This is a genomic window from Exiguobacterium sp. s193 (assembly GCF_018618755.1).
Taxonomy (GTDB): Bacteria; Bacillota; Bacilli; order Exiguobacteriales; family Exiguobacteriaceae; genus Exiguobacterium_A.
Map to the genome: position 1 here is coordinate 1 of NZ_JACSMR010000011.1, position 22,763 is coordinate 22,763.

28 protein-coding genes and 1 pseudogene are annotated in these 22,763 nt (G+C 49.3%); 18 read left to right on the forward strand and 11 right to left on the reverse strand.

All coding sequences use genetic code 11. The annotated features are described in order from the left end of the window. The coding region (locus KNQ04_RS12275) for an RNA-guided endonuclease TnpB family protein (RefSeq protein ID WP_214851054.1) at positions 1–598 on the reverse strand (598 nt) is incomplete at its 3' end. Positions 599–638: 40 nt separating this feature from the next. Between KNQ04_RS12275 and KNQ04_RS12280 the strand changes: the two genes are divergently transcribed. The 6 genes from KNQ04_RS12280 (at position 639) to KNQ04_RS12305 (ending at position 4,646) form a co-directional block, all read left to right on the forward strand. After that, positions 639–1,286 (forward strand): hypothetical protein, encoded by a 648-nt coding sequence (locus tag KNQ04_RS12280; RefSeq protein ID WP_251137032.1) that lies wholly within the window; start codon positions 639–641, stop codon positions 1,284–1,286. A 371-nt stretch (positions 1,287–1,657) separates the two neighbouring features. Continuing rightward, a complete protein-coding gene (locus tag KNQ04_RS12285; protein ID WP_214851055.1) occupies positions 1,658–2,053 on the forward strand; it encodes an RDD family protein in 396 nt (131 codons plus the stop codon). A gap of 130 nt (positions 2,054–2,183) precedes the next feature. Beyond that, positions 2,184–2,636: a GNAT family N-acetyltransferase gene (locus tag KNQ04_RS12290; RefSeq protein ID WP_214851057.1), complete on the forward strand. Its 453-nt coding sequence runs from the start codon at positions 2,184–2,186 to the stop codon at positions 2,634–2,636. Positions 2,637–2,755: 119 nt separating this feature from the next. After that, positions 2,756–3,460 carry an ABC transporter ATP-binding protein gene (locus KNQ04_RS12295; protein WP_214851059.1) on the forward strand — a complete coding sequence of 235 codons (705 nt, stop codon included), beginning with the start codon at positions 2,756–2,758 and terminating at the stop codon, positions 3,458–3,460. After that, complete coding sequence (locus KNQ04_RS12300; RefSeq protein ID WP_214851060.1) at positions 3,457–4,221, forward strand: ABC transporter permease; 765 nt, start codon at positions 3,457–3,459, stop codon at positions 4,219–4,221. Before KNQ04_RS12295 ends, KNQ04_RS12300 begins: the two co-directional genes overlap by 4 nt. A gap of 98 nt (positions 4,222–4,319) precedes the next feature. After that, positions 4,320–4,646: a hypothetical protein gene (locus KNQ04_RS12305; RefSeq protein ID WP_214851062.1), complete on the forward strand. Its 327-nt coding sequence runs from the start codon at positions 4,320–4,322 to the stop codon at positions 4,644–4,646. Between the two features lie 97 nt (positions 4,647–4,743). Here KNQ04_RS12305 and KNQ04_RS12310 read toward each other — a convergent pair whose 3' ends face one another. After that, entirely contained in the window at positions 4,744–5,496 is a 753-nt protein-coding gene (locus KNQ04_RS12310) for an SDR family oxidoreductase (RefSeq protein ID WP_214851063.1), read from the reverse strand. A 133-nt stretch (positions 5,497–5,629) separates the two neighbouring features. Between KNQ04_RS12310 and KNQ04_RS12315 the strand changes: the two genes are divergently transcribed. Then, the gene (locus KNQ04_RS12315; RefSeq protein WP_214851064.1) at positions 5,630–6,334 is read left to right on the forward strand and encodes a tubby C-terminal domain-like protein; all 705 of its coding nucleotides are present in this window, start codon (positions 5,630–5,632) and stop codon (positions 6,332–6,334) included. Between the two features lie 245 nt (positions 6,335–6,579). On the opposite strand, the gene KNQ04_RS12320 is transcribed toward KNQ04_RS12315, so the two are convergent. Both KNQ04_RS12320 and KNQ04_RS12325 read right to left on the reverse strand, forming a co-directional pair. Further along, the gene (locus KNQ04_RS12320; protein WP_214851065.1) at positions 6,580–7,290 is read right to left on the reverse strand and encodes an SAM-dependent methyltransferase; all 711 of its coding nucleotides are present in this window, start codon (positions 7,288–7,290) and stop codon (positions 6,580–6,582) included. A gap of 178 nt (positions 7,291–7,468) precedes the next feature. Next, entirely contained in the window at positions 7,469–8,089 is a 621-nt protein-coding gene (locus tag KNQ04_RS12325; protein ID WP_214851066.1) for a serine/threonine protein kinase, read from the reverse strand. 154 nt (positions 8,090–8,243) lie between these two features. Here KNQ04_RS12325 and KNQ04_RS12330 point away from each other — a divergent pair, with 154 nt between their 5' ends. The 5 genes and pseudogenes from KNQ04_RS12330 (at position 8,244) to KNQ04_RS15655 (ending at position 12,471) form a co-directional block, all read left to right on the forward strand. Continuing rightward, on the forward strand, positions 8,244–9,722 hold the full coding sequence (locus KNQ04_RS12330) for a carboxypeptidase M32 (protein ID WP_214851067.1): 1,479 nt from the start codon (positions 8,244–8,246) through the stop codon (positions 9,720–9,722). Beyond that, complete coding sequence (locus KNQ04_RS12335) at positions 9,722–10,447, forward strand: glycerophosphodiester phosphodiesterase (protein WP_251137033.1); 726 nt, start codon at positions 9,722–9,724, stop codon at positions 10,445–10,447. Before KNQ04_RS12330 ends, KNQ04_RS12335 begins: the two co-directional genes overlap by 1 nt. A gap of 12 nt (positions 10,448–10,459) precedes the next feature. Beyond that, positions 10,460–10,936, forward strand: coding sequence for a hypothetical protein (locus KNQ04_RS12340; RefSeq protein ID WP_214851071.1), 477 nt, complete (start codon positions 10,460–10,462; stop codon positions 10,934–10,936). After that, positions 10,926–11,492 carry a guanylate kinase gene (locus KNQ04_RS12345; RefSeq protein ID WP_214851073.1) on the forward strand — a complete coding sequence of 189 codons (567 nt, stop codon included), beginning with the start codon at positions 10,926–10,928 and terminating at the stop codon, positions 11,490–11,492. The genes KNQ04_RS12340 and KNQ04_RS12345 overlap by 11 nt, the downstream gene beginning before the upstream one ends. Positions 11,493–11,565: 73 nt before the next feature. After that, a pseudogene (locus KNQ04_RS15655) lies at positions 11,566–12,471 on the forward strand (aminoglycoside phosphotransferase family protein). A gap of 138 nt (positions 12,472–12,609) precedes the next feature. On the opposite strand, the gene KNQ04_RS12360 reads toward KNQ04_RS15655, so the two are convergent. The 4 genes from KNQ04_RS12360 to KNQ04_RS12375 all read right to left on the reverse strand — a co-directional run bounded on the left by KNQ04_RS12360 (position 12,610) and on the right by KNQ04_RS12375 (position 15,386). Continuing rightward, positions 12,610–13,158 carry a DUF402 domain-containing protein gene (locus KNQ04_RS12360; RefSeq protein WP_214851078.1) on the reverse strand — a complete coding sequence of 183 codons (549 nt, stop codon included), beginning with the start codon at positions 13,156–13,158 and terminating at the stop codon, positions 12,610–12,612. Positions 13,159–13,226: 68 nt separating this feature from the next. Then, on the reverse strand, positions 13,227–13,718 hold the full coding sequence (locus KNQ04_RS12365; protein WP_214851079.1) for a tetratricopeptide repeat protein: 492 nt from the start codon (positions 13,716–13,718) through the stop codon (positions 13,227–13,229). A 68-nt stretch (positions 13,719–13,786) separates the two neighbouring features. Beyond that, positions 13,787–14,230, reverse strand: a complete 444-nt coding sequence (locus KNQ04_RS12370) for a MarR family winged helix-turn-helix transcriptional regulator (RefSeq protein WP_214851080.1) — start codon at positions 14,228–14,230, stop codon at positions 13,787–13,789. A 67-nt stretch (positions 14,231–14,297) separates the two neighbouring features. Continuing rightward, a complete protein-coding gene (locus KNQ04_RS12375; RefSeq protein ID WP_353049726.1) occupies positions 14,298–15,386 on the reverse strand; it encodes a GTP pyrophosphokinase in 1,089 nt (362 codons plus the stop codon). 129 nt (positions 15,387–15,515) lie between these two features. Here KNQ04_RS12375 and KNQ04_RS12380 point away from each other — a divergent pair, with 129 nt between their 5' ends. Further along, the gene (locus KNQ04_RS12380) at positions 15,516–16,652 is read left to right on the forward strand and encodes a Six-bladed beta-propeller, TolB-like protein (protein ID WP_214851081.1); all 1,137 of its coding nucleotides are present in this window, start codon (positions 15,516–15,518) and stop codon (positions 16,650–16,652) included. A 195-nt stretch (positions 16,653–16,847) separates the two neighbouring features. Here KNQ04_RS12380 and KNQ04_RS12385 read toward each other — a convergent pair whose 3' ends face one another. Next, positions 16,848–17,270, reverse strand: coding sequence for an organic hydroperoxide resistance protein (locus KNQ04_RS12385; protein WP_029330285.1), 423 nt, complete (start codon positions 17,268–17,270; stop codon positions 16,848–16,850). 105 nt (positions 17,271–17,375) lie between these two features. On the opposite strand from KNQ04_RS12385, the gene KNQ04_RS12390 reads away from it, so the two are divergent. Then, complete coding sequence (locus KNQ04_RS12390) at positions 17,376–17,810, forward strand: MarR family winged helix-turn-helix transcriptional regulator (RefSeq protein WP_214851082.1); 435 nt, start codon at positions 17,376–17,378, stop codon at positions 17,808–17,810. A gap of 20 nt (positions 17,811–17,830) precedes the next feature. Here KNQ04_RS12390 and KNQ04_RS12395 read toward each other — a convergent pair whose 3' ends face one another. Then, positions 17,831–18,286: a hypothetical protein gene (locus tag KNQ04_RS12395; protein ID WP_214851083.1), complete on the reverse strand. Its 456-nt coding sequence runs from the start codon at positions 18,284–18,286 to the stop codon at positions 17,831–17,833. A 134-nt stretch (positions 18,287–18,420) separates the two neighbouring features. Here KNQ04_RS12395 and KNQ04_RS12400 point away from each other — a divergent pair, with 134 nt between their 5' ends. The 4 genes from KNQ04_RS12400 (at position 18,421) to KNQ04_RS12415 (ending at position 22,257) form a co-directional block, all read left to right on the forward strand. After that, positions 18,421–18,924 carry a PH domain-containing protein gene (locus KNQ04_RS12400; RefSeq protein WP_214851085.1) on the forward strand — a complete coding sequence of 168 codons (504 nt, stop codon included), beginning with the start codon at positions 18,421–18,423 and terminating at the stop codon, positions 18,922–18,924. Continuing rightward, complete coding sequence (locus KNQ04_RS12405; RefSeq protein WP_214851087.1) at positions 18,921–20,372, forward strand: PH domain-containing protein; 1,452 nt, start codon at positions 18,921–18,923, stop codon at positions 20,370–20,372. Before KNQ04_RS12400 ends, KNQ04_RS12405 begins: the two co-directional genes overlap by 4 nt. Before the next feature lie 33 nt (positions 20,373–20,405). Then, positions 20,406–21,338, forward strand: a complete 933-nt coding sequence (locus tag KNQ04_RS12410) for an alpha/beta hydrolase (RefSeq protein WP_214851089.1) — start codon at positions 20,406–20,408, stop codon at positions 21,336–21,338. Between the two features lie 133 nt (positions 21,339–21,471). Further along, complete coding sequence (locus KNQ04_RS12415) at positions 21,472–22,257, forward strand: PP2C family serine/threonine-protein phosphatase (protein ID WP_251137035.1); 786 nt, start codon at positions 21,472–21,474, stop codon at positions 22,255–22,257. 287 nt (positions 22,258–22,544) lie between these two features. Here the strand turns inward: KNQ04_RS12415 and KNQ04_RS12420 are convergent, their stop codons facing one another. Then, positions 22,545–22,688: a hypothetical protein gene (locus KNQ04_RS12420; protein ID WP_214851091.1), complete on the reverse strand. Its 144-nt coding sequence runs from the start codon at positions 22,686–22,688 to the stop codon at positions 22,545–22,547. Positions 22,689–22,763 lie beyond the last annotated feature (75 nt).

Here is a 22,763-nt window from a genome sequence, read left to right on the forward strand (position 1 = left end):
TGCCGTCCGACAGGATGGCGAAGTGCTTCAATCCGACATCGACGCCGACGGATGAGCCCGTCTTCGGCATTTCGTTGCTCTCCTGCTCGACGAGCAGGGAGACGAAGTATTTTCCTGAAGCGTTCCGCCGGATGGTCGCGTTCAAGATGCGTCCGACGACCTGCCTCGAGTTGGCGAAACGAACCCACTTCAGCTTTGGAATTTTGATCGTGTTGCCGACGATCGAGACTTCTGGAAGCTGAGACTTGCCTTGAATGTTCGTCTTGTACGATTGAACGGGGTTCCGTTTCGACTTGAAGCGGGGTCGTTCGTTCTGCTTCTTAAAGAAGCGGTCAAAGGCATCAGCAAGATGTTTGACGCTCGTCTGCACAGACGTGCTATCGACTTCCTTCAGCCAGTCGAACGCCTGCTTCAACGACGGGAGTTCTTTCGAACAAGACCCGTAGGATAGTCCTTTCCCTGTCGCTTTATACGTCTCATCCCACTTCGCCAAGAAGTGGTTGAAAACGAAGCGCGAACAACCGATCGTCTTCACAATGAGGATTTCCTGCTCTTTTGTCGGATAGATTCTGAATTTGTAGGCCTTGTGAGTCAACATGATGTTCACCTCCTTACAAAGGACATACCCGAAAGAGAGGTTGGCGATTCATCTCCCACTTTCACTAGGGCTTCACCCTGATCGTTTAGAAGTGGGCGTATTCTCGCCTGATTTTGATAAACGGATTAAAAAAGGTCAGCTTGGTCACTTTATCGGATTGCATACGGGAGACAAACCGCCTGTAGGTTTTCCGAACGTCGAACAGTTCGCGACGGAAGCGGCGGCAAATCTCCAGTCGGTTCGCGCATTGATTGAGCGTCGAAATCAAATCAAAGCAGCGATTACCGCATCGAATGCCGTGACGCGTGTCCGAATCGCCGGGACCGAGATGACGGTCGCGGAAGCGATTGATCGTCGCGATACGGGTCTTGACTACGATCGCCAATTGTTACAAACACTCAAAACACAACTGCATGAAGTGGAGCAGACGATTGAACAGGAACGTATCGAGATCGAGCGGCGTGCAGAAAATCATATCGAAGCGACATACGGTGCGCGTGAAAAAGGGGACGCGGAAGAAATTGAAAAAACGCGTCGACTGTTCATCCAACGATTAGAACCGAAATTGATTGACCCATCCGGTCTTCGTCAAGTCATTCAACAGTTAGACGAGACAATCGACGCATTTGATGCCGAAGTCGATTTCAGTCTATCTGAAAGTAATACACTTACGAAAATTTTAATCTAAACCTACCGTCCTGTTTGTCTGATGATTTCATAACCGAACACGCGTCGTCCGTGCGAGAACGGACATCTTCTAATCGGTTGACCGATTAGCATCCAAGATGGTCCTTGCGACCGTCCGGTCAAAGCTGAATGTTCAACGATCAAAGGACAACGCTGACGCTTCAACACTCAGACAGATTACTGTTCAAACATCAACGGTCACCGTTTGATTAAATCCATGAGAAAACGGGAAAAGAGAGGGGATGTTCGTTGCCTCTGAAATCACCGCATGGCTGGGCAGACAGGACGTTTCATCGTTTTGCATGACGCCACTTCTTTTTTCAGAAAGAGAAGTGGCATTTTTTTTATTCAAATCGAGAAAGGATGATCCACATGGAATCCCTCACAAAACGAAGAATCGGGGCGGCTGTCATTAATTTGATGGTGAACGCTATCATTGTAAATGTCCTTGAAGAAACAGTTCTCAAACGGAGCAAACGTCCCGTCATCCGTGGCATCGTCACCCAGTCGGTCGTCGATGTCGTCATGGAAACAGTTCAATTACGCTTGATGGATGGTCGAACGGTCGGCAGTCGTGTCATGGGACTCCGTGTCGTCAGTCAAGACAACCAACCGTTGAAAACGACACAAATCCTTAAACGGATTGCTTACCGTGAAGTATTCACAGCAGGGAAATTCTTTAAGGACCGTCAGCGTTATCTGCAGGATGCCTCAGTTTTACCGGAAGATGAGTTTGCGAAAACACGCGTCATTCGTGACGGACGGTAAGATCGCTTGTTTCATTGATCCATGCACGCTATAACCCGTATCGCGCTTAGTTTGTTGAAGCGATGCGGGATTTGCTCGTATCTTGAGCAGGCTGTAGAGATCACAAGAACGCAGAGGAGGTGAATGGGCAATGATGACAATCGAAGAGATTGATGACGCGAATCAGGCCGCGGTTCTCGCATTAAAAGTCGCAGCCGCGCAGCGTGCATATATCGAAACGAACGCACAGTCGCTTCAGGAAGCGATGAACGATCACGATCACGACTGGCGTTGTTATGCCTTATGCGAAAACAGGCAGCCGGTCGGCTTCATGATGATTGGTGCTGAAAATCGGACGGACAAGTACATCTGGCTTGACCGCTTCATGATCGGTCAGCAATACCAAGGACGAGGCTTAGGGACGCAGTTTTTAAAACGAGCAATCCGCTTCATCGAAGACCATTTCGAAGTCGATGAAATCGTGTTGAGTTTACACGCAGAAAATACGCATGCCAAGTATTTTTACCGGCAAGCAGGCTTTACTGATATCAAACGGATCGATGAAACGAACGGTGAAGAAATCTGGGTCTATCGTCTGACGTGATATCAACGATTCGTTAACTTTCGCTAAGCCTTGGGCATCTGTCGAACCTTCTCGCTGTCCGCGCGGCAACCGTCCCTGCTACACTAGAAAAAACGACCAAAAAGGTGAGGTGGAGTGGTGTGGCAGTCATTGAATTTAAGGATGTCCAGTACAAATCGATTCTCAAAGGGATCTCCGGGACGTTTCGGGAAGGAAAAATCACGACGCTCGTCGGACCGAGCGGTGCCGGGAAAACGACGTGTCTGAAACAAATCAACGGATTACTTTCCCCGGACGCCGGGGCGATTTATTTTAAGGGGACCGATCTAAAAGACATCGATATGATGGAGCTTCGAAAAAAGATTGGCATGGCCTTTCAAAGTGCCCCGATGATTGCGGGGACTGTGTACGACAATTTGAATCTTCCGAAAGCGATCTTCGATCAGACATTGGAACAGGAAGAGGCTAAGCGTCTGTTGGAACGGGTCGACTTGAAAGAGGTTCCGTTGACACAAAACGTTAAAGAACTATCAGGAGGCGAAAAAAGCCGCATCGCGATCGCGCGGACACTCGTCAACCGACCGGATGTCCTGTTGCTCGACGAGATCACGGCGAGTCTTGATTACCGGATGGTCAAGGAAATCGAGGCGCTCGTCCGAAAGGTTCAACGGGAATTCAACGTGACGGTGATCTGGATTACGCACGACCTTGAACAAGCGCGCCGTGTCAGTGATGACATGTGGTTCTTAAAAGACGGGAAATTGATTGAACAGGGAACGATTGAGTTGATTGAGGACTCGAATAATCCCGTCATCGAAGCGTTCGTCAAGGGGGTCGACCAATGAGTTACGTGCAACTCGCTTCCGCCTTAGTCTTTATCTTGATTCCGTTAGTGCTGACATATACGTTAAAGCTTGGACTTGGCAACGACATTTTGATAGCGACGGTTCGGTCGATCGTCCAGCTGTTGATTGTCGGCTACATCTTGACGTTCGTTTTCGAAAGCGACAGTAAAGTCTACATCGGGTTGATGGTTCTGTTGATGATTGTCGCGGCGACGCTCAACATCATCAAGAAGGGTGACGGAATTCCCGGGATTACGGGCATTATTTTACTGACGTTAGTCAGTGTCGAGTTCTTGACGATGGGCATCATGCTCGGTCTTCGAATCATTCCGTTTGAAGCGCAAGAAGTCATTCCAATCAGTGGGATGGTGATCGGCAACTGTATGATTCTGTCGCTCCTGTTTCTCAATAAGTTCAAGGATGAGGTCGAACGGGGCGATGAGATCATCGAGCTGGTTTTAGCGCTCGGGGGTTCACCGAAAACAGCAATCGATCGAAGTTTGAAAAGCGCTATCCGGACGAGTATGATTCCGACGATCGAGGCGCAGAAAACGATGGGACTCGTCCAGCTTCCCGGCATGATGAGCGGTTTGATCATCGGTGGGGCAGATCCGATGGAAGCCGTCATGTACCAACTGCTGATCCTGTTTTTGATTTTGACGAATGCTGCCGTGTCTTCCGTCATGGTCGGCTACCTGTCCTACCGGAAACTGTTTAATCAAAAAGCCCAGTTCCTTGGGTTGACCAATCGAAACGACTAAGCTACCCTAGAAAAATACATCATGACGCTAACAGATTTCGGTAATTTCCGGAGTCTGTTTTTGTTTATTATTCAAGAGAACAGAAAGGACGTGAAGACATGATGACGGTCGAGCAAGTTACGGCACTGTTACCGGTAGAGGAAGAAGAAGTCCGCTTAACGGATATCGATGGATTGCCACGGTATGCCTTTGTCCATCCGGTTGATCTGTTTGAAGAATCGCAAGCGATTTTTCGGAGTATCATTGAAGTCGAACACCATCAAGCGGATCGATTAAAAGCATGGTACATCATCGGGTACGAAGACATGCAGGGGGACCTGTTATGTGTCGATCTCGCAACGGGTCAAGTGATGATTGTCGGTCATGAAACGCTGGAACGTGAAGAAGTCGTCGCGCCATCCTTGCCATTATTTTTTCATGGGTGACGTCTGACTTAAATGAAATGAAAGTAAAGTAAAAAGGTCACTGGACGGACATCTCCGTCTCGTGACCTTTTCGTTCGTCTGATGGCAAATTGCTCTGTTATTGACGGATGAACCCCCCTTCAGAATGCAGGATTTGTCCGGTGATCCAGGCACCTTCGTCGCTGACGAGAAACGAAATCAGACGGGCGACGTCGTTTGGGGTCCCGATTCGGCCGAAGGGGAACTTCGGTAACAGGGCGGAGCGAATTTCGTCCGTCATCCAAGTCGAGTCGGTCGGACCGGGGTTGACGGCGTTGACCGTAATGCCGAACGGGGCAACTTCCTGCGCGAACGTCTGTGTAAAGGCAGAAATCGCACCTTTCGTCGCGACATAAGCAAGTTCGCCCGGCATCGGTCCGAGTTCCTGACCGGATGTCATGTTGATGATCCGTCCTGAAAGTAATGATGATGCTTGCAGGTGGCGGGCGAACTCAACCGATAACAGGAACGTCGTTCGGATATTGACCGCATAATGGGCGTCGAGCGCTGCGGCGTCGAGCGACAAATAGTCAGTTTGTGTCGAGTGAGCGGCATTGTTGATTAAAATCGACGGTTGACCGAGCGTCGCAACGACGGTTTGATGGACAGTTGCCGCCGCCGCCGGATCGGCTAAATCAATCAGGAATCCTCTTGTCCGGACACCAAAAGCTGCCAGTTCCGCTTCAAATGATGGGATCCAGTCGTGTTCCGCTTGCCAGGCGGTGAAAAAAATCTCGATTCCTCGTGCGGCAAGCATCCGACAGATCGCCGCCCCGATATCCCGACCGCTACTGGCACCGGTCACGAGTGCGATTTGTGGCTGTTCGGTCATGCTGCATCTCCTCCTTTAACTCCATCGTTTAACATATTTTAACTCATTTAGATAATCCTTACTATCGTAAACGTGCTAGTGTACACTAAAGCCAGGATCAACGAGAGGGCATTAAAAGGAGGCAAGAAGGACGATGGGTGAAATGTTGTTATTGTATGGGTTATTCACGATCGGGATAGTCGTCCGCTTCATCTCAACCGGCATGTTCAGTTGGCTGGAACTTGGTCTGATTTCGCTGTTGCTGCTCGCAGCACTTGGTGGCGCGCTTCTCGACAACTGGCAAATCAGACGTGACATGCGGTACGGGGGACGCGCGAATACGTTAGCGACACGGTGCGTCGAACGGACGACACGACGACCGAAATATGTACTAGAGGGTGCGCGGCAGATCGGGTCTTATCGACGGAGCTATCAAAAAGGGTGGCAATTTTTGTTCGTTCAGCTTTCGGCAAAACTGCGGGGGTGGTTCTTGAATCTGAACTTCAGCTTTGCAGGACGCGATGTTGTTTATATCGAACAACGGAGTTCCCTCTTAGCCCGGAATCAAAAGTGGCTCGTCTATGAAAACGGTGAAGTCGTCGGAACGGTCCGGACCAACGCGTCACTGAAACAGATGAGTACGTTCAAAGAAGTCATGCTCCTGACCTATCAAGGCGTCGAGTACGAAGTCACTTCCTCAACGCTATCCTCGAAGATTGAAGTGCGGCAGGGAACTGAGGTGATTGCGACGAGTAAAGCGAACTTGCGGTCCGACGTAACGTTTAAAGTTAATGAGCAGCAAAATCGGTCCCTGATTTTGTCGGTCCTCGTATTGTTCCATTACCATTTTCAATCGTAAGTCAAGGCACAAAAAAGTGTTCATGAAGCACATGATCATTTATTGGTGTATGATTTAGGCACACTTAAGTGAAAGGCGGGAGGCGCCTAGATGGATAAAACAGACGGCTGGATCATCGTCAGCGTATTGGTCGGATTGTATTTCGGGTTATTCGCTAAACCGAAACGCGTGACCGGAAAAAAATCCAAGTGAAAAAAACCACGTCAGGCGGCCGAGCCCCTGCGTGGTTTTGTCGTTATGCGTACTCACCGTGCTTTTCTTTGAAACAATCCCGTCCACAGTCCAGTACGACCGAAAGTCGTCGCGGACGCCGGCATCATCAACATCGGTCTGATTTCAATCACATCGAAGTCAGCAAAAATCAACCGTAACTTCTCTTCCGTGAATCCTAATCCACCGTTTAAGCTGCGTGTCCGGTACACTTCCCAGTCGGAGATGTCGGATCCGCCGAGTTCGCCGCCTTCGATAAAACAAGTCAGGGCGAAATATCCGCCGTCCGTCAAGGAATCAGTGACGAGTTTGAGGTAATCGAGTCGCCGGTGCGGAGCGATATGGTGGAAACAACCGGAATCGTAAATGATGTCATACACCTCTTTAACGGGTGATAAATCAAAGATGTTCCGTTCGATGAAGTCGACGTCGAGCTGCTCCTCCTGCGCCCGTTCGCGTGCCCAGTCAAGCGACTCACGCGACAAATCGACGGCGGTCACGATACAGCTTTGCCTTGCAAAATACAGCGCGTTGCGTCCCGGTCCGCAACCGAGTTCCAAGACGTGACCCGGCGCGAAGAGGCCGCGCTCAAAATACCGGACGAGATTTTCGTCCGGTTTGTTGACGAAAAACGGAATCCGTTTGTCCCGGTCGGCGTAAAAGCCGTTCCAGAATGCTGTCGGCTCACGCAGTAAATCGTCAAGCATGTCAAGTAAATCCGCGTGCGTTTGTATCAATTCTTTCATCCTCTGACCTACTTTCAACAAGGTATGGAAAGCTAAATTATCTAGTCTTATTATACCAAAAAAAGGATGTAAATATCGACGAATTCCGATTTTTACATATGAAATGACACCAAAAAAATACAAAAAACGGTAGCGGATCTCGTCGTTCGTGAGACACGCTGCCGTTTCTTCTGATGGATCAACCGGTATTACGGTGTGACTCGAACATCCGCCGCTTATAAATATCCGCCACCGTGTTCAAGAAGGACTCGGGCAATTTTTTCGGAAAATACGATTTGCTATAAAAGTAATCGTATGCCCGTTTTAAGTCGTCCCATTGCGAACACGGTGCTGTCTGACGGAACCGTGCGACATCGATGATCCGTGTCCCGCCGTTCGTCAGCATGATGTTGCGCAAATGGATGTCGGACGGATTCAAGCCGACCGATCGTGCTTCCGCCAAGGCGTGATCGACAACACGGATGACGTCACGTGAAATCAATGTCCCGCTGACGAGACAATCGAATAAGGTCTGTCCTTCGATGTATTCGATGACGAGATAATCCGTCCCGTAGGCGTATTGTTTGGCGTACGTCGGAAAGGGGGCCAACTGTTCATAAATCGACCCTTCGAGTGCAGCGAGATGACGATGGCTCGGGAAAAACTTTTTGATGACGCGGTCCGTCCCGTTGATGCGAAAGACGAACGCACTCCGTCCTGTGCCGATCCATTCTAATTTGTTTGGTTGATTAATAATTGTATACGTTTGTCCGTCCGATCCGATGTCGATAGCAGACGCCAGTTCTTGATCTGTTTTCACGTATGCCCCATCCTTTCTTTGATAGCTTAATCATACAATTTATACGTTCAAATGACCACAAAGGTTTCAAAGGGTATTCCTGTATGAATGTTTTGAACATTTTGTGATATGCTAAAAAACGTAGACCATTACATATTTTAAGGGGGATTTTAGAATGAATACATTACAACAATGGCGCGACCACTTTGACGCACTCGGTGCCTATGAGGAAGCTGTCGCTTTACTCTACTGGGATATGCGGACATACATGCCGGAACAATCGGCAGCAAACCGTTCGAAATCACTCGGTTTCTTGTCGACGGAAAGTTTCCGTCGCCGGACAGGCACACAGTATCAGTCACTGTTAGAAGCGATGGGGCAAGAATCGTTGACGGGACTCGATGCGATTTCGTACGAAAAGGCGAAACAGGCATTTGACCGGGACTCAAAAATTCCGGAAGCGGAATACCAAGCGTTCGTGACGTTGATTTCGGAAGCGGAGAGTGTCTGGGAAAAAGCGAAAGATGCCAATGACTGGGCGATGTTCGAACCGTTCTTAGAAAAAATTGTCGCGACAGAGCGGAAATTCGTCGAGTACTGGGGATACGACAATCATCCGTATGATGCATTGCTCCATGACTATGAACCCGGCATGACGGTCGCACAACTCGATCCGCTGTTTGCTGAATTGCGCCAGGCGATCATCGGTTTACTGGCAGAACTTGACGGCAAAACATTCCCGAAACTCGATTGGTCAGCAGACCGGGAAACACAAATCAAACTCAACCATGAGTGGCTGAATGACATCGGTTATGACTTCACAGCCGGTCGCTTGGACGAGACGATTCATCCGTTCCAGACGACGATCAACCGAAAAGATGCCCGTGTCACGACGAAATATGACGTATCCGACTACCGCAACTCTGTGTTTGGGACGATGCACGAAGCCGGTCATGCGACGTACGAACAAGGCATCAACCCGGAACTCGATTCGCTTGGTCTCGGCGAAGGCGCATCGATGGGAATCCATGAATCACAATCGTTATTCTTTGAGAACTTCATCGGTCGTAACCGCGGCTTCCTTGAAGCGCGTTATACAGGCCTGCAAGCGGCGATTCCATCGTTGGCGGATATCCCATTTGCGACGTTTTATGCTGCCGTCAACGAAGTCAAACCGTCGTTGATCCGGATCGAGGCGGACGAGCTGACATACGCGCTGCATATCATCATCCGCTATGAACTTGAAAAACGTCTCATCACGGGCGAACTCGAAGTCAAGGCGTTACCAGAAGAATGGAACCGTCTCTACAAAGAGTATCTCGGAGTAGACGTCCCGTCGAACGCGAAAGGTGTCTTACAAGACGTCCACTGGTCGGGTGGATCGTTTGGTTACTTCCCGAGCTACGCGCTCGGACTCGTCTACAGTGCCCAGCTGAACGAAGCGATGCGTCGGGATGTCACAGACATCGATGAACTGATTGCAAGCGGCTCGTTTACACCGATCAAAAAATGGTTAAAGGAAAATATTCACCAATACGGAAAAGCGAAGACGCCGGCCGAATTGATTGAAAAAGCGACCGGACAATCGATTACTGTTCAACCGTTAATCGATTACTTGACGAAGAAATATACGCGCGTCGTCGAAACGCTGTGATGAAATGGTTTGCCCACCGTGGCGCGAGTGACGCCTTTCCGGAAAACACGCTCGAAGCGTTCGAGGCCGCACTTCCGGACGTCGATGGCATCGAGTTCGATGTTCATTTCTCAAAAGACGGGGTCGGGGTCATCATTCATGACGAGACCGTCGACCGGACGACGGATGGAACGGGACGCGTCGTCGATCTTACGCTCGCAGAACTGAAACAATTGAATGCGGGCGCTCGTTTTAAAGGTACGGAACCGCAACGTGCAATGATTCCGACGCTTGACGAAGTTTTGACGCTCGTCGCACCGACAAAGGTCGTCCTCAACATCGAACTGAAGACGGATACGATCCGTTACGCAGGTCTCGAGGCCTACGTCGTCGCACGTTGTCGTGCCCATCAGATAACACCGGACCGGTTAATCTTTAGTTCCTTCAATCATTACTCGATTGATACGATCCGTCAACTCGATCCGACGCTCGAGACGGCACTGCTCTATCCCTATCCGTTATTTCACCCGGAATTGCAAGCGAAGCAACTGGGCGCAACAGGAATTCATCCGGATTATCGGCGCGTGACGGCAGAAGACGTCGCACTCGCTCACGCAGCAGGAATCGCCGTCCGTGTCTATACACCGAAATCGGCAGAGGATGTCAAACAGATGGAGGCGATCGGCATCGATGCCGTCATCGTCAATGATCCAAAAGGATTCAAAGCGCGCCTGTCGATCGACTAAGGAGGAAGCGTCATGCGGAAGGGGTATGTGTTGCTTGTCATCGCTTCACTGATTGCACTCGCCATCGGAATCGAGCTAGGTTTTAAACAAATACCACCGCCGCAGCCAAAACAAGTCGTGCAGTCAGCGACACGACCGGACGACTTCCAAGCAGGACTGAAAGACGCAAAAGACGAATTAAAAACCGTACAACGTTTTTCCTTTAAAAGTACGATTCAGCACGATGAAAAGAGCGAAACGTGGATTTACTCGACAGCAACACCGGAACGCATCGCCGTCGATTGGTACTACGTCGCGAGTTATCCGGAACAGCGTGTCCAAATGACGCGAAACGATGTCGCACGGATCATCGAGTATGATCGGTATCTCGTCGTCATCCGTCCGATTTACGGTGTCGTCGGTGATAGCGAACTCGAACAATTTTCGCTTCGTTTTTCAGGTTATTTCATGACAAAGCAACAGCAAAAGGAGGATGACGATGTCAGGTAAAATCATTCTATTGATTGGTGGATCGGGCAGCGGGAAGTCGTCCTTAATCAAACGGTTACGGAACGAGTATGAACATGTCCGGTTCATTCCATCCGTGACGACACGACCAAAACGCCCGACTGAGCAGGACGGGGAAAGTTATCATTTCGTCGATGTGAAAACGTTCCAACAATTGATTCAAGATGCAGGATTCATCGAATACGCACATGTCCACCGGGCATGGTACGGAACACCACGTCAAGCCTATGAAGACGTCGTGGCGACGAACGGCATCGTCATCAAAGACATCGACCCGAAAGGCGCAGCAGCGTTCAAAGAGTTGTTCGAAGACCGTGTCATCACGATTTTCGTGTCCGTCCCACCGGACTTGATGAAAGAACGTCTGTTGATGCGCGGGGACACACCGGAGTTTGAAGCACGGCTCGTCGATTATTCGGAAGCCTGGAAAGACCGGGACCATTACGATTACATGATTGAAAACATTGATTTTGAACAGGCCTATGCCGAGTTACTCGAGATCATCTCGGAGTATATTCCAGGACAGCCATCGGCGTGAAAAAGCAGGGAGGGTAACTTCCCTGCTTTTTCGTATGTCCGACGGATCTGTCGCGTGTCAAGGAGGGAATTGAATGGACCGGAAAGAGCTTATACAAAACATCGACTGGTTGAGGGGGGCGACAAGCATCGAGGCATTGACGGCTGGTTATTCTCGTTATCCGAAATTCCATGTCGTCCACGGAAAGATGAATTATGTATTGCGGCTCGCGGACGGAACACAGTTCGACCGGCAACGTGAGTTGGCGGAAGTGGTACGCAAGATGGCGGACGCCGGTCTACCGGTCGCCCCGTATCTTGCGGTCGGACGGCTCTCGGACCGGTGGTGTTACAGCATCAGGCCGTACATCAAAGGAAACGACGCGAAAACGGAGCTCGTGACGGCGGACGATGCTGCGGCATACCGGCTCGGAGTCGAAGCGGGACGTGTGTTGGCAGCGCTCCACCGAACTGCTGCACCTGCTTCGGTCGCAGATTGGGCAGAGCGGTGCTAAGCAAAACATCAGCGGTACGTCACCGCGTACAGGAGGAGCGGAGTGGAGTTTGAACAGGCGGAACAAATCATCGCCTGGGTCGAACACCGGCTGCCGCGAATCGCCGGGCGGCCGAACCGGTTTCAGCATGACGACTTTCATTTAGGCAATCTGATTGTCCGAACCGGATCGCTTGTTGGTGTGATTGACTTCGATCAAGCGGATTACGGCGACCCGTGGCATGATTTTGTCAAACTCGGGCTTTTTACCGTCGAGCGGAGTATTCCGTTCGCACGGGGACAACTCAGAGGCTATTTTGACGGTCCGGTCCCGGATGCGCTTTGGGACGTCTACAGCGTTTATATGGCGATGGCCCTGTTCTCAACCCTTGTCTGGACGATTCGGAATCATCCGGCTGAAGTCGCTGAGATGACCGAGCGCCTGGCGCGCATTCTCGCAACACACGAAAACTTCTCGCGAAAAATTCCGATCTGGTATACGGGCTGAGCGGAGTGATGGTGAGGACAACAGTAGTTAAACCAAACAAAAGCCGAGTGATGGATGTGACAAACACTCTACATCAGCGGCTTTTTGGATTGTTTAAAAAGATGGACGTTCTAGTCTGGATTCATCTGACGACTTTCCTCAATCGGGGGGACGGGAGACGGATTGTGACAGTCTGGTCACCTGTCGCGCAAGAAACCCGTCGAACGGAAACCGTCCCTCGGTCACACGTTTAATCAAGTCCGTCAAGGCAGCTTCCGCTTGTTCAATCAGTCGGGCAGGATAGGCGAACGTCCGTTGATTGACAAGGAACTCATCTCGGTCGACGACCTGCCAGGTTCCTGCCGGACTGCGGACATAATCGAGGTCGAGGTCGACGAAGGACAATGTATCCCCGTCGAGCCGCGGGGGCAGGCAGACGTTGCAGTGATAGGATGCCCCGTGTGCATCGAAGTCGATATTGACTGTAAACGGCGCGTTCAGGGGATAATACTCAAGCGACTGTGTCGCATAGGTGAAGGTCTGTCCCCGTGTGTGATGGACCAGTCTTCTGCCCGCTTGTCCATGGACGAGCACGTAGTCGTCTGTTTTTTCGAGCATGTTGCCTGTCCATTCGTAATGGGGTCGGTCGGGGTATTTATAGGCAATGATCGTCAGGGCTGACGTTTGTGCATCTGCTGGTCGTTTCATGAACAAACTCCTTTCGCGTTAATAAGGGACTGAAATGAAGGGGCGTAAACGGTTAAGCGGGCAGACGGTTACGTCTCGGAGACGTCATGTAAATGGTTACGGTAATAACGGAGGGCTTGTCTGTACGCATGGACGTCGGAGTCCGGCGTCATCGTCGTGATGACATCAAGCAACTGTTGCATCGCTTCTTCATGCTGTTTGAGATTAAACAGCGTCAAGGCTAAAAAAGATTTCAGTCCCGTGCTGTCGGGGAAACGTGCTAAGCCTTCAGTAAAGGTGTCACGCGCAGCAACGTATTGTCCGATTGCCCGGTATGTACTGCCGAGCCCGATGAAGGCATCCGTCAAAAACCGTGCGTCGAGGCCGTTGTTGATGGCAAACTCATAATGCGGAACGGCGGCCTGTTCCTCGCCGAGGTTATCAAAACACCAAGCCATCTGGAAATGGTAGTAAGGATTCGAAACGTCCGTTTGTAACAGCTCGGTCATGATTCGTTTGGCTTGCTCGTATTGTTTCGACTGACGGAGCGCCGTCACCTGCTCTAAAGTTGCATGCGTCATCAAATCGTCCTCCAATTCGGTTGATCTTACAAAAATCCCCTCTAACTCAGGCAGCTAGAGGGAAAAATTTAATCTTGTTGTTCGAGTTTCGTCAAGAGTGTCCGGAACGTATCGAGTTCTGTATCCGAAAACGCTGAGAAGACGTCTGAGAGATACTCCATCTTCATCGCTTCAAGTTTTCCGTACAGTTCGATGCCGTCTGGTGTTGCCCGGAGCTCGACGACGCGACGGTCGAATTCACTGCGTTCACGTGAAATCAACCCTTTTTTTGTTAATTCATCGGCAAGTGCTGTGATCATACTCGCTGAAAATTGGAATTCGTTCGACAGGGCAGATGCGATTTGTGGACTTTGACCACAGAGCGACTTCAAAATGAAAAATTCATTTCGTGTCAAATAGGTCGTGAACATGCTACGGACATCTTTTTTGATGGCACGGTAGTTCATCCGGAGTCCTTTTTCTGTATCGACGATCAATTGATCACGATGTGCTACTTCGATTGTTGTTGCCATGATTAGCTTCACTCTTTCTCTACGATAGTTTCGTTACCCGTCATTTAGTATAGTGAAAAATTTTAGTTTAATCAATATTTTTCTCTTGAATCATTTCATCGTGCGGCGGCTGGACTTGGGAGATGATTTCCGTGACATTCCGAAGCTCCGGGTAGAAGCGGCGGAAGAAGTAATCAATCCGGTGGGCATCGTTCCCGGCGATCGTCACCGCCATGCAGATGTAGGCGATGCCGATGCCTTGGCGGGGCAAAAAGGGATTTGGCATGACTTGTGCACATTTTAAGGCAAGCGTACTGTGACTCGAGACGGCGTCGATCAGTTCACCGTAATTCCGGATGTCGACGTAATGGAACATCCGGATCAACTCGTTGATCAGTTGCTGATCGGAGTCAAGCATCATTTGTGACGTGACCAGTCGTTTGTCGAGTTCACCGATGACGGGGGAGTGGTCGATGAAGTAATTTAAGTTATCGGACGTGATCCGGACTTTATGCGGGTCCGATAAGATTTGTTGGACGGTCTCGTCCTCGAATTGTTTGAGTTGTTTTTTGATGTTGACGAATTCTTGGTCGGCGATTTCAAGCAGTCCGGCAACACGGCTGAAGCTGCGCCGGACTTCTGCCGGAACACTGTTCGGATTTTTATAGCCTAAATCATGTTCAATCTCTGCCCAGGCATGTTGCAAGATGGAGCGGATTTGAATTTCTGCCGTATGGGACTTGAAGCGGCCGTATTCACTTAAGGCAAGGCGTTGTTCACTCAAGGCGGCGACGAAGTGGACGGACAAGTAGCCGAACTCCGTCGTATCGAGCAAGGTCGATTTATCAACGGATTGGTCCCGGTCGATTGAAAATTCATTTTCAATGATGCGGGCGGCTTCCCGGACGTCGTCGTGGAAGTAGGTGACGATCCGGATTCCCGTCAAATCGTGGACGTCCTTGAGCGACCGGTATTTGTTCGGTTGCCGTAAAACTTTTTGGTAGAGGCTTTCCGAATCTTTTGTCCGCGAGACGATCGAATGGTATTTAATTCCGGCTGCGTCAAGCAGCTCGGATAAGAGAATTTTTAGTTTGTCTGCGAACGCGTCATAATCTTCCTTATCATTGACGTATTCGAGCATCATCGTATTCAAGTCTTGTGCGTGCAAGCGAATCACCTTCCTCATCGTGGTATTATCTAGCTGTATTGTATCATTCGTATTCCGTAGACGCACGAAATGACCTTGTTTCAAGCGAGAGCAATCGTGGGAAAGAACAATAGGACATGCTTAGGAGGGGTGCACAAGATGGAAATATTAGACGCGCGTGCGTTACCAGCCGATCACTCGGATATTCTTCATGTTACGCCATCATCGATTTACTTCAGACGTAAAGTCAACGCCGAACAGTACCACATCAGCCGGTTTGATCTCGAAGATCAAGAACAAGTCGATTTGTCGCAAGACGTCTTAACGGACCATGGACCAACACGTCCGTTCGTCAAACACCAGAAGGTCTATTGCTTGAATGAACACGACCGGGCGAACGGGGGAGCGACGGAGTTATTGACGATTGATCTTTTGTCCGGGAAGACGGAACAGATCGCGACGTTCACCGTCCCGGGTGATCTGTCGCTTTACTGGGTCCTCAATGAACGGTACATGGTACTGCTCCACGTCGACCGCGTCACGTCTGCCTTTTTATATGACACGAAGACGAAGCAGCAACATCTCATCCATGATCAACGGCTATACGGAATGACGGAAAATTACCGGGAACTGTACTTTTTCCTCGTCACACTCCAAGACGTCGATTATATCGTCTGTAACACGCGCCTCGACGAATTTTCCTTTTATGACGCCCTCGAAAGTGGCTTGATTTCACCGGAAGATCCAATCGATCATTCGGAAGGGTTGTTGATCGCGCCGCTCGCGACGATCGTCGCTGAAATCGAACAAGGGGCAGACGTCCTATCCTTCAAGACACTTTTACGTCTTGACGGGGAGGGGGACACGGTTCAGTACCTTGGGGAACAAGATGGATTTTTGATTTTCAGTGCCTACACGGACCGCCTGAACGAAGAAGTGTTTTATCAAATCCGTGACGACACGGACGTGACAGAGCTTGAACGGGTCCGCTGGAGTGATTATGAAGCGTTTGACTTTACGTATGACGACGTCGAATCGACGATCTTTATCGTCAACGACCGGTCGGACCACCACCATGAAGTGATCAATTTACGGACGGGCGCCCGTTTTTTGGACCGGGATCCGTTCGAACGGGTGTTGCGTGATCGGTTTTATTTACATGAAACGATCGGCGACGATGCCGAGCCGATGGTGACAATTTTTGACGCTGAGCGGTATGTCCGACACCGGTTCGACGATGCCTATTACATGATTGTCTCCGGCGAGCTGGTCATTTTATCCGTCAACCAACTTTAAAACGAACAAATGAAGAAAACACACTGTTAATAGAAGTGTGTTTTCTAAAATAACGACCTATTTATTTCATTTACCGTAATCGTTTTAATAGATTTCAGAAAGAAGAACTGAAAATAACTCAAAACAAGCCGTATTGACAACAAAAAATACCCCTTTCTAGTAGATTTCACTAGAAAAGGGCAGACAATGTTATGATTATGCTGCGTCCGTAGTACGTGTGAAAACATCGACTTGGATGTTTCCAGCTGTCGCGCGTGAGTAAGGACAAACTGTGTGTGCGATTTTTGCAAGTTCGGCAGCTTGTTCTTCCGATACACCACGGACAAGAACATCAAGTTCAACAGATAAAGCGAATCCGTCTGCTGCTTCGTTCAACGTAACGTGTGCCGTTACTTCGCTGCCATCGTGTTTGATGCCTTGTTTACGTGCCACAAGGTTCAAGGCAGAATCAAAACAAGCAGAGTAACCGGCAGCAAACAATTGCTCCGGGTTCGTCGCTGATTTTTTAGATCCTGGAACGGGCATTGCGAGTGCGACGTCTAAAACGCCATCTTCTGAAACGACGCGACCGTCGCGGCCTCCGACTGCTGTAGCTGATGATGTGAACATTGGTTTCATAATCAATAACTCCCTTTCGTTGATTCCGTATTATTAAGTAGCTTACAATTAGATTGTATACAATTTAAAAAAGAAAGCAAGTACTTTGCTTCGAGGAGGACTCTCATGTCAAATCCATTATTGTTAGATGAACAACTTTGTTTTCCCTTTTATTCGATTTCACGTGAAATCACGAGACGGTATCGTCCGTTACTCGAACCACTCGGACTGACGTATCCGCAATATTTAGTCATGCTCGTTTTATGGGAAGAAGATCAACAATCCTTAAAAGCCGTCGGTGAACGGCTGCATCTGGATTCGGGGACGCTGACGCCTTTGTTGAAGAAACTCGAGGCAGCAGAATTAATTCGACGTATCCGCAACAAAGAAGACGAACGACATATCGAAATCACGTTGACAGACAAAGGACAGGCGCTGCGCGAGCAGGCGGAACAAGTTCCACTCGCTTTAGTCGAGACGCTTGGTGTATCAGAAGAGGATTTAGAACGTGTCAAACAAACGTTAAATCAATTGGTCATAAAAATGAACGGAACTGAATGATTCAGTTCCGTTCAAGTTCGTTATTTACGGCGGAAACCTTCTTCTTCAAGATAGTTTGCCGCTTCTTTGTATGAATTGAAGGCACCGTCGAGAAGGTCGCCTGCATAGACGAGCCATGTATCGAGATCTTCATTCAACAGCGTGAGTTCGAACTGGTTATCGTTGACCCACGTTTCTTCGAGTGTTTCGACCGTCGCGACCGTCGATAACGATTTGATGGCGTCTTCGAGCAACAAGACTAAGGCAGGAGCAGAAAACTCACGGATATTGACGAGTCCTTTGCCGTCGACTTCGTATCCCGGTAATCCGGCAGCGTAGACGAATCCATTCCCGTTCGGATGTAGGTGATAGACGACGATTTTTTTCTCGAACTGACTTTCAGGAAAATGGAAATTGACACGGTTCAGGGAAACATCTTTTCGGACGAGTTGCGGAAACGACTCAATGATGTTTAATTTTTCTTCAAATGTTAGCATGGTACCTCCTAGAATTACATTTCTACTCTTCTATATATGCGATGATTTCTAGGTAAATGTCAATGTCCGATTTAAGTCAGGTGAAACTTATTGTGGTCCGGCTGCGTAGTTTTTAGAGAAAGGAAGTGAAGAAAATGCAATCTGTAATCCTAGAAAGCGGCTGGCAGCGGTTGTCTATCGACTCCGTCAAAGTCGAACGTCAATATGTCGCACTTCGGTTTATGGCATATGCGCTCCTGATTGCCGTCATGACAACGGTCCAAATGATGTGGCTCGATTTATCGCCGTGGTGGATGTGGATCGTCGCAGGAGTTGTCGCCGTGTTATTCATCCTCAAGTTTTATTACATACCACGTTTACGTTACGACTATTTCCGCTATCAGGTCGATGAAGAATTTCTCATCGTCCGCTCGGGCGTCATTTTTCACCATATCGAGATCGTCCCACTCGTCAAGGTACAGTTCATCGACACGTCGACCGGTCCCTTGTTACGGCGTGCCGGTCTGATGAATATCCAAGTCAATACCGCATCCGGATTTGCCGTGATTCACCGACTCGAGGAACGACGGACGATTGAGTTAAGACGACACGTCGAACGGTTCGCAAAACTCGAGGAGCAAGAGGAGGAGTCCTTATGACACGGCGCGTTCATCCGTTATTCATCTTGATGTCGGCCCTGACGCATCTCCGGTCAACGATTATTCCACTTGGTTTTTTATTGTTCAATGATTTAAAAAATGAAGGATTCGGTAAATATACACTCATCGGTTTTTGTATCTTCTGCCTCGTCCTGCTCCTGTTCGGAGTCGCGTCGTGGTATTTTTATACGTTTACGATTGATGACCAGTCGATTCGGGTCAATAAAGGAATCTTCCGTAAAAGTGAACGGACGACGCAACGCCGACGGATTGAGTCAATCGGAATCAATCAGAATTTACTCGAGCGCGTGCTTGGACTCGCGACGCTGTCCGTCGAAACGTCTTCTGACGGTATCGAACCGGAAGTTGAATTGAAGGGGGTCCGGCTGAAGTTCGCTACATCGTTGAAAGCGACGATCAAAGGGGAGGACACGCAGACGGAACAGACGGAAGCGACAGATTCATTTCGTGTCAGCTTAAACGATCTATTTTTTGCCGGTGCCTTGTCCGGCCGTCTCGGCTTAGCGTTAGTCGGCTTCTTTGCCGGGTATCAACTGATTGATCAATATATCGAAAAATATGTTGATCGTATCTTTAATGAGTTGGCGCACTTATCGCTCCTTCTTTTATCAGGACTCGGCTTACTCATTTTACTCCTCGTCTACCTCGGATCGATTATCGTCTACGTCGTGCGTTACGGTTCGTTCGAAGCGACACTGAATGAGAAACGGCTGACTATCCGTTACGGGTTATTGAACCGGACGGAAGTTGTCTTCCATCAAGACAAGGTCCAAGCCTTACTTGTCGAAGAAAACTGGATCAAACGCAGGTTCAAACGTGCCCACCTGTCGCTCAATGTCATATCGGCGACTGGAAAGGAAGAACAGATGTTGTTTCACCCGTTTATCCGCGAAGCGGACATCGATCCCTTCCTCGAACGGTTTCTTCCACGCTTCGAACGTGTGAAACCGATGCAGTATGCGGCCGATCATGGCTTTTTCTACGTCGTCCGCTGGCGACTTGTCTGGTACATGTTGCTGTTTTCAGCGGTCAATACCGGATTGATCTATTTTTTGACGACGCCCCTGAAATGGGCAGGTCTACTCCTGTATCTGATCTTACCGATTTACTACATGTTTGCCCGGACCGGATACCGCAATACGTGTTACGGATTTAAACAAGACGTGTTTGTCCTACGACGTCAACTTGTCAACAGGCACACGATTTATGCGCCGCGTTTAAAAATCGAGGCTTTGTCAGGTCATGTCTCCCGTTTTCTTGAGCAAAAAGACCTGCTGAAGTTTGAAATTAACCTGCGTGGTAGAGGACATTTGAGTGCCGGTTATTTCACCCATCATCAATTCGAGGACGTCCGAAACTGGTATCAACGCTCTTTTCTGAAAACAGACCGTGCAGAAGCAGGGGACATACGGTATGATAACGAATAACTCGTTATATAGGAAAAGAGAGGAGTTCATGTTGTGCGAAAAGGACTAGCAATCGTACTCGCGATACTACTCGTATTCATCGGACTGATCAGTTTTGATGGATACCGCATTCAAAGGACATTGGTCGGTCAGTCGGAAGCATCACCGATTCTCGCGGGTAAACCGGCTAATGAATCAAGTGACGCCCTGACCGAAGCAACCGAATGGTCCGCTACTCAACCGTTCGAACAAAAGACGTTCGAGAAGGATGAACTCGTCCATCGGGCAGATTATCTTCCTGCAAAAGAAACGACGAATAAATCCGTCATCCTCGTCCCGGACGACGAACAAACGACGCCGGACGGAATTGCACCACTCGTACAGCTGTATCATGAACAATTCGGCTACAATGTCTTAGTTGTCGAACGGCGTGGACAAATCGGCAAAAAAAATTACGGCTGGCTCGACCGACTTGATTTGATTGAGTGGACGAAACGGCTTCTCGAAGAGACCGGAGAAGAGGGTCAAATCGTCTATCACGGCCTTGGAATCGGTGGGGCGACGGCGTTGCTTGCTGCGGGAGAAGACATGTTACCCGTGCAAGTCAAAGTCGTTGTCGCTGAAGGCGCGTACGCCCGGCTCGACGACTGGCTCAATTCGTTAGCAGAGCAACAAATCGGTTATCCTGCCGGACCCTCACTCGCGATGGCGAGCACGTTCAATAAATTTGAACAAGACTTCTTTTATGGGGATGTCTCCGTGACACGACAAACGAGCAAAATCATGATTCCGGCGTTGTTCATCCACGGGACGGACGATCAATTCATCCCCTCGCGGATGGTTTATGAACTGTATCAAGCAAAACCTGGATTAAAACAGTTGTACCCGGTCCGGGGGGCTGATCACAATCAGACGTATCTGCAGGACACGGTCAATTATCAAAAACGTTTGAAATTATTCATTCAACCGTTCATGGCAAGCAATTAAACGGAGTCCCTCACTTCACTACAGCCGTAGTCGGAGTGAGGGACTTTTTTTATCACATGACTAAAGGAAAAATGTTCCAACCGGCGTAAGATATGGTATTCTCAATAGAATAGATGGAATGGGGGAGTCAAGCATGTTTAGCTGGGTTGGAAGTGAAGCAGCATATGTCGATACGATTGACGTAAGGCAGATGGGACCAATTGTTCTCGGACGGTTCGGTGGCTGCTCGCGGGCGGGGCAATCGAAAAACGAGGACGGCTGTCTCGTCATGACAGGGACGGACTGGGAGTTGACCGTTTTACTTGATGCCCATAATACGGCAGAAAGTGCGGAACTCGTGGTGGATCAATTTTTGCGCTATCAAAGTCGGTTGCACGATGAACTCGAACAAGCAGCCGAATCGGTCCTTCCGACATTCGAGCATGTCATCCTCGAGCTGTTGACGGAAGACACATTCCGCGCACGATGCGAAACGTGCCAGGGGGAAACCGCTTGTCTAGTCGTCGTCCGAAAAGGAAACTACGTCTTTTGGTTATCGGTTGGGGATTGCATCGCACATCTGTTCCATCCGGAGCTTGGACGGCTTGGACAACACAGTCTCAATCAACGGCAATTTTTTGAATGGATCGGGCAAGTCAATACGTTTGCCTTACCTGTCCCGTGTTATACACGCGGCATCCGTGAACTTCGCCACGGGAAGAACCGCCTCTTCTTGACGACGGACGGACTCGTCGAATGTCCCGGGGAACCGTTCAGCGAGGCGACGGACATCGGTCGCATGTTTACTGACACGGAGGCGCAGGATGCGGTTCGCAATATGTTGAATTCAATCGAGCACCATGCCGTCCGCGACAGCACAACGATTTTGACATGGTCGATTGATGTTGCAGGTGATGTGACACAACCGAGTAATGCTTAGGCACGAACAATTCTTTTTGAGAGGGTGAATCCAATGGGTTTTTACATCATGATGCTGTCATTCCTACTCGGAATCGGCTTGACGGTCATAGGCGTTACGCGCAGGAAGCAGAACACTTTTTACTTGCTGTCAGTCGTCCTGGGGATCCTCCTGATCCTCTTTGCCGTGTATCTCGTAAGACCGCATTAAAAAAACAAGGGAGATGGATTTCCGGGTCGAATCCCGGAGAACCGCCTCCCTTGTTTTTTATGGATCGGGAGACGTCCACCCGTTTAAGTCAGCCCTGTTTAGGGTGTTTGTTCATCAAGCGGTTCGACGTGTTCCGTTTCGACGGGTTGTTCGGGTTCCTCTTGTCCGCTCGTCAAAGGAAACGCGATCCCGGCACTGGTCAACAACGTGATGAGTGCGGCATTCGTTAGTGTTTGGCGCATCGTGGCTCACTCCTTCTTTTGTTATCCTACGAAATTGAAAAGGAAAAGTTACGATTTTTGATTATTCTGAACATT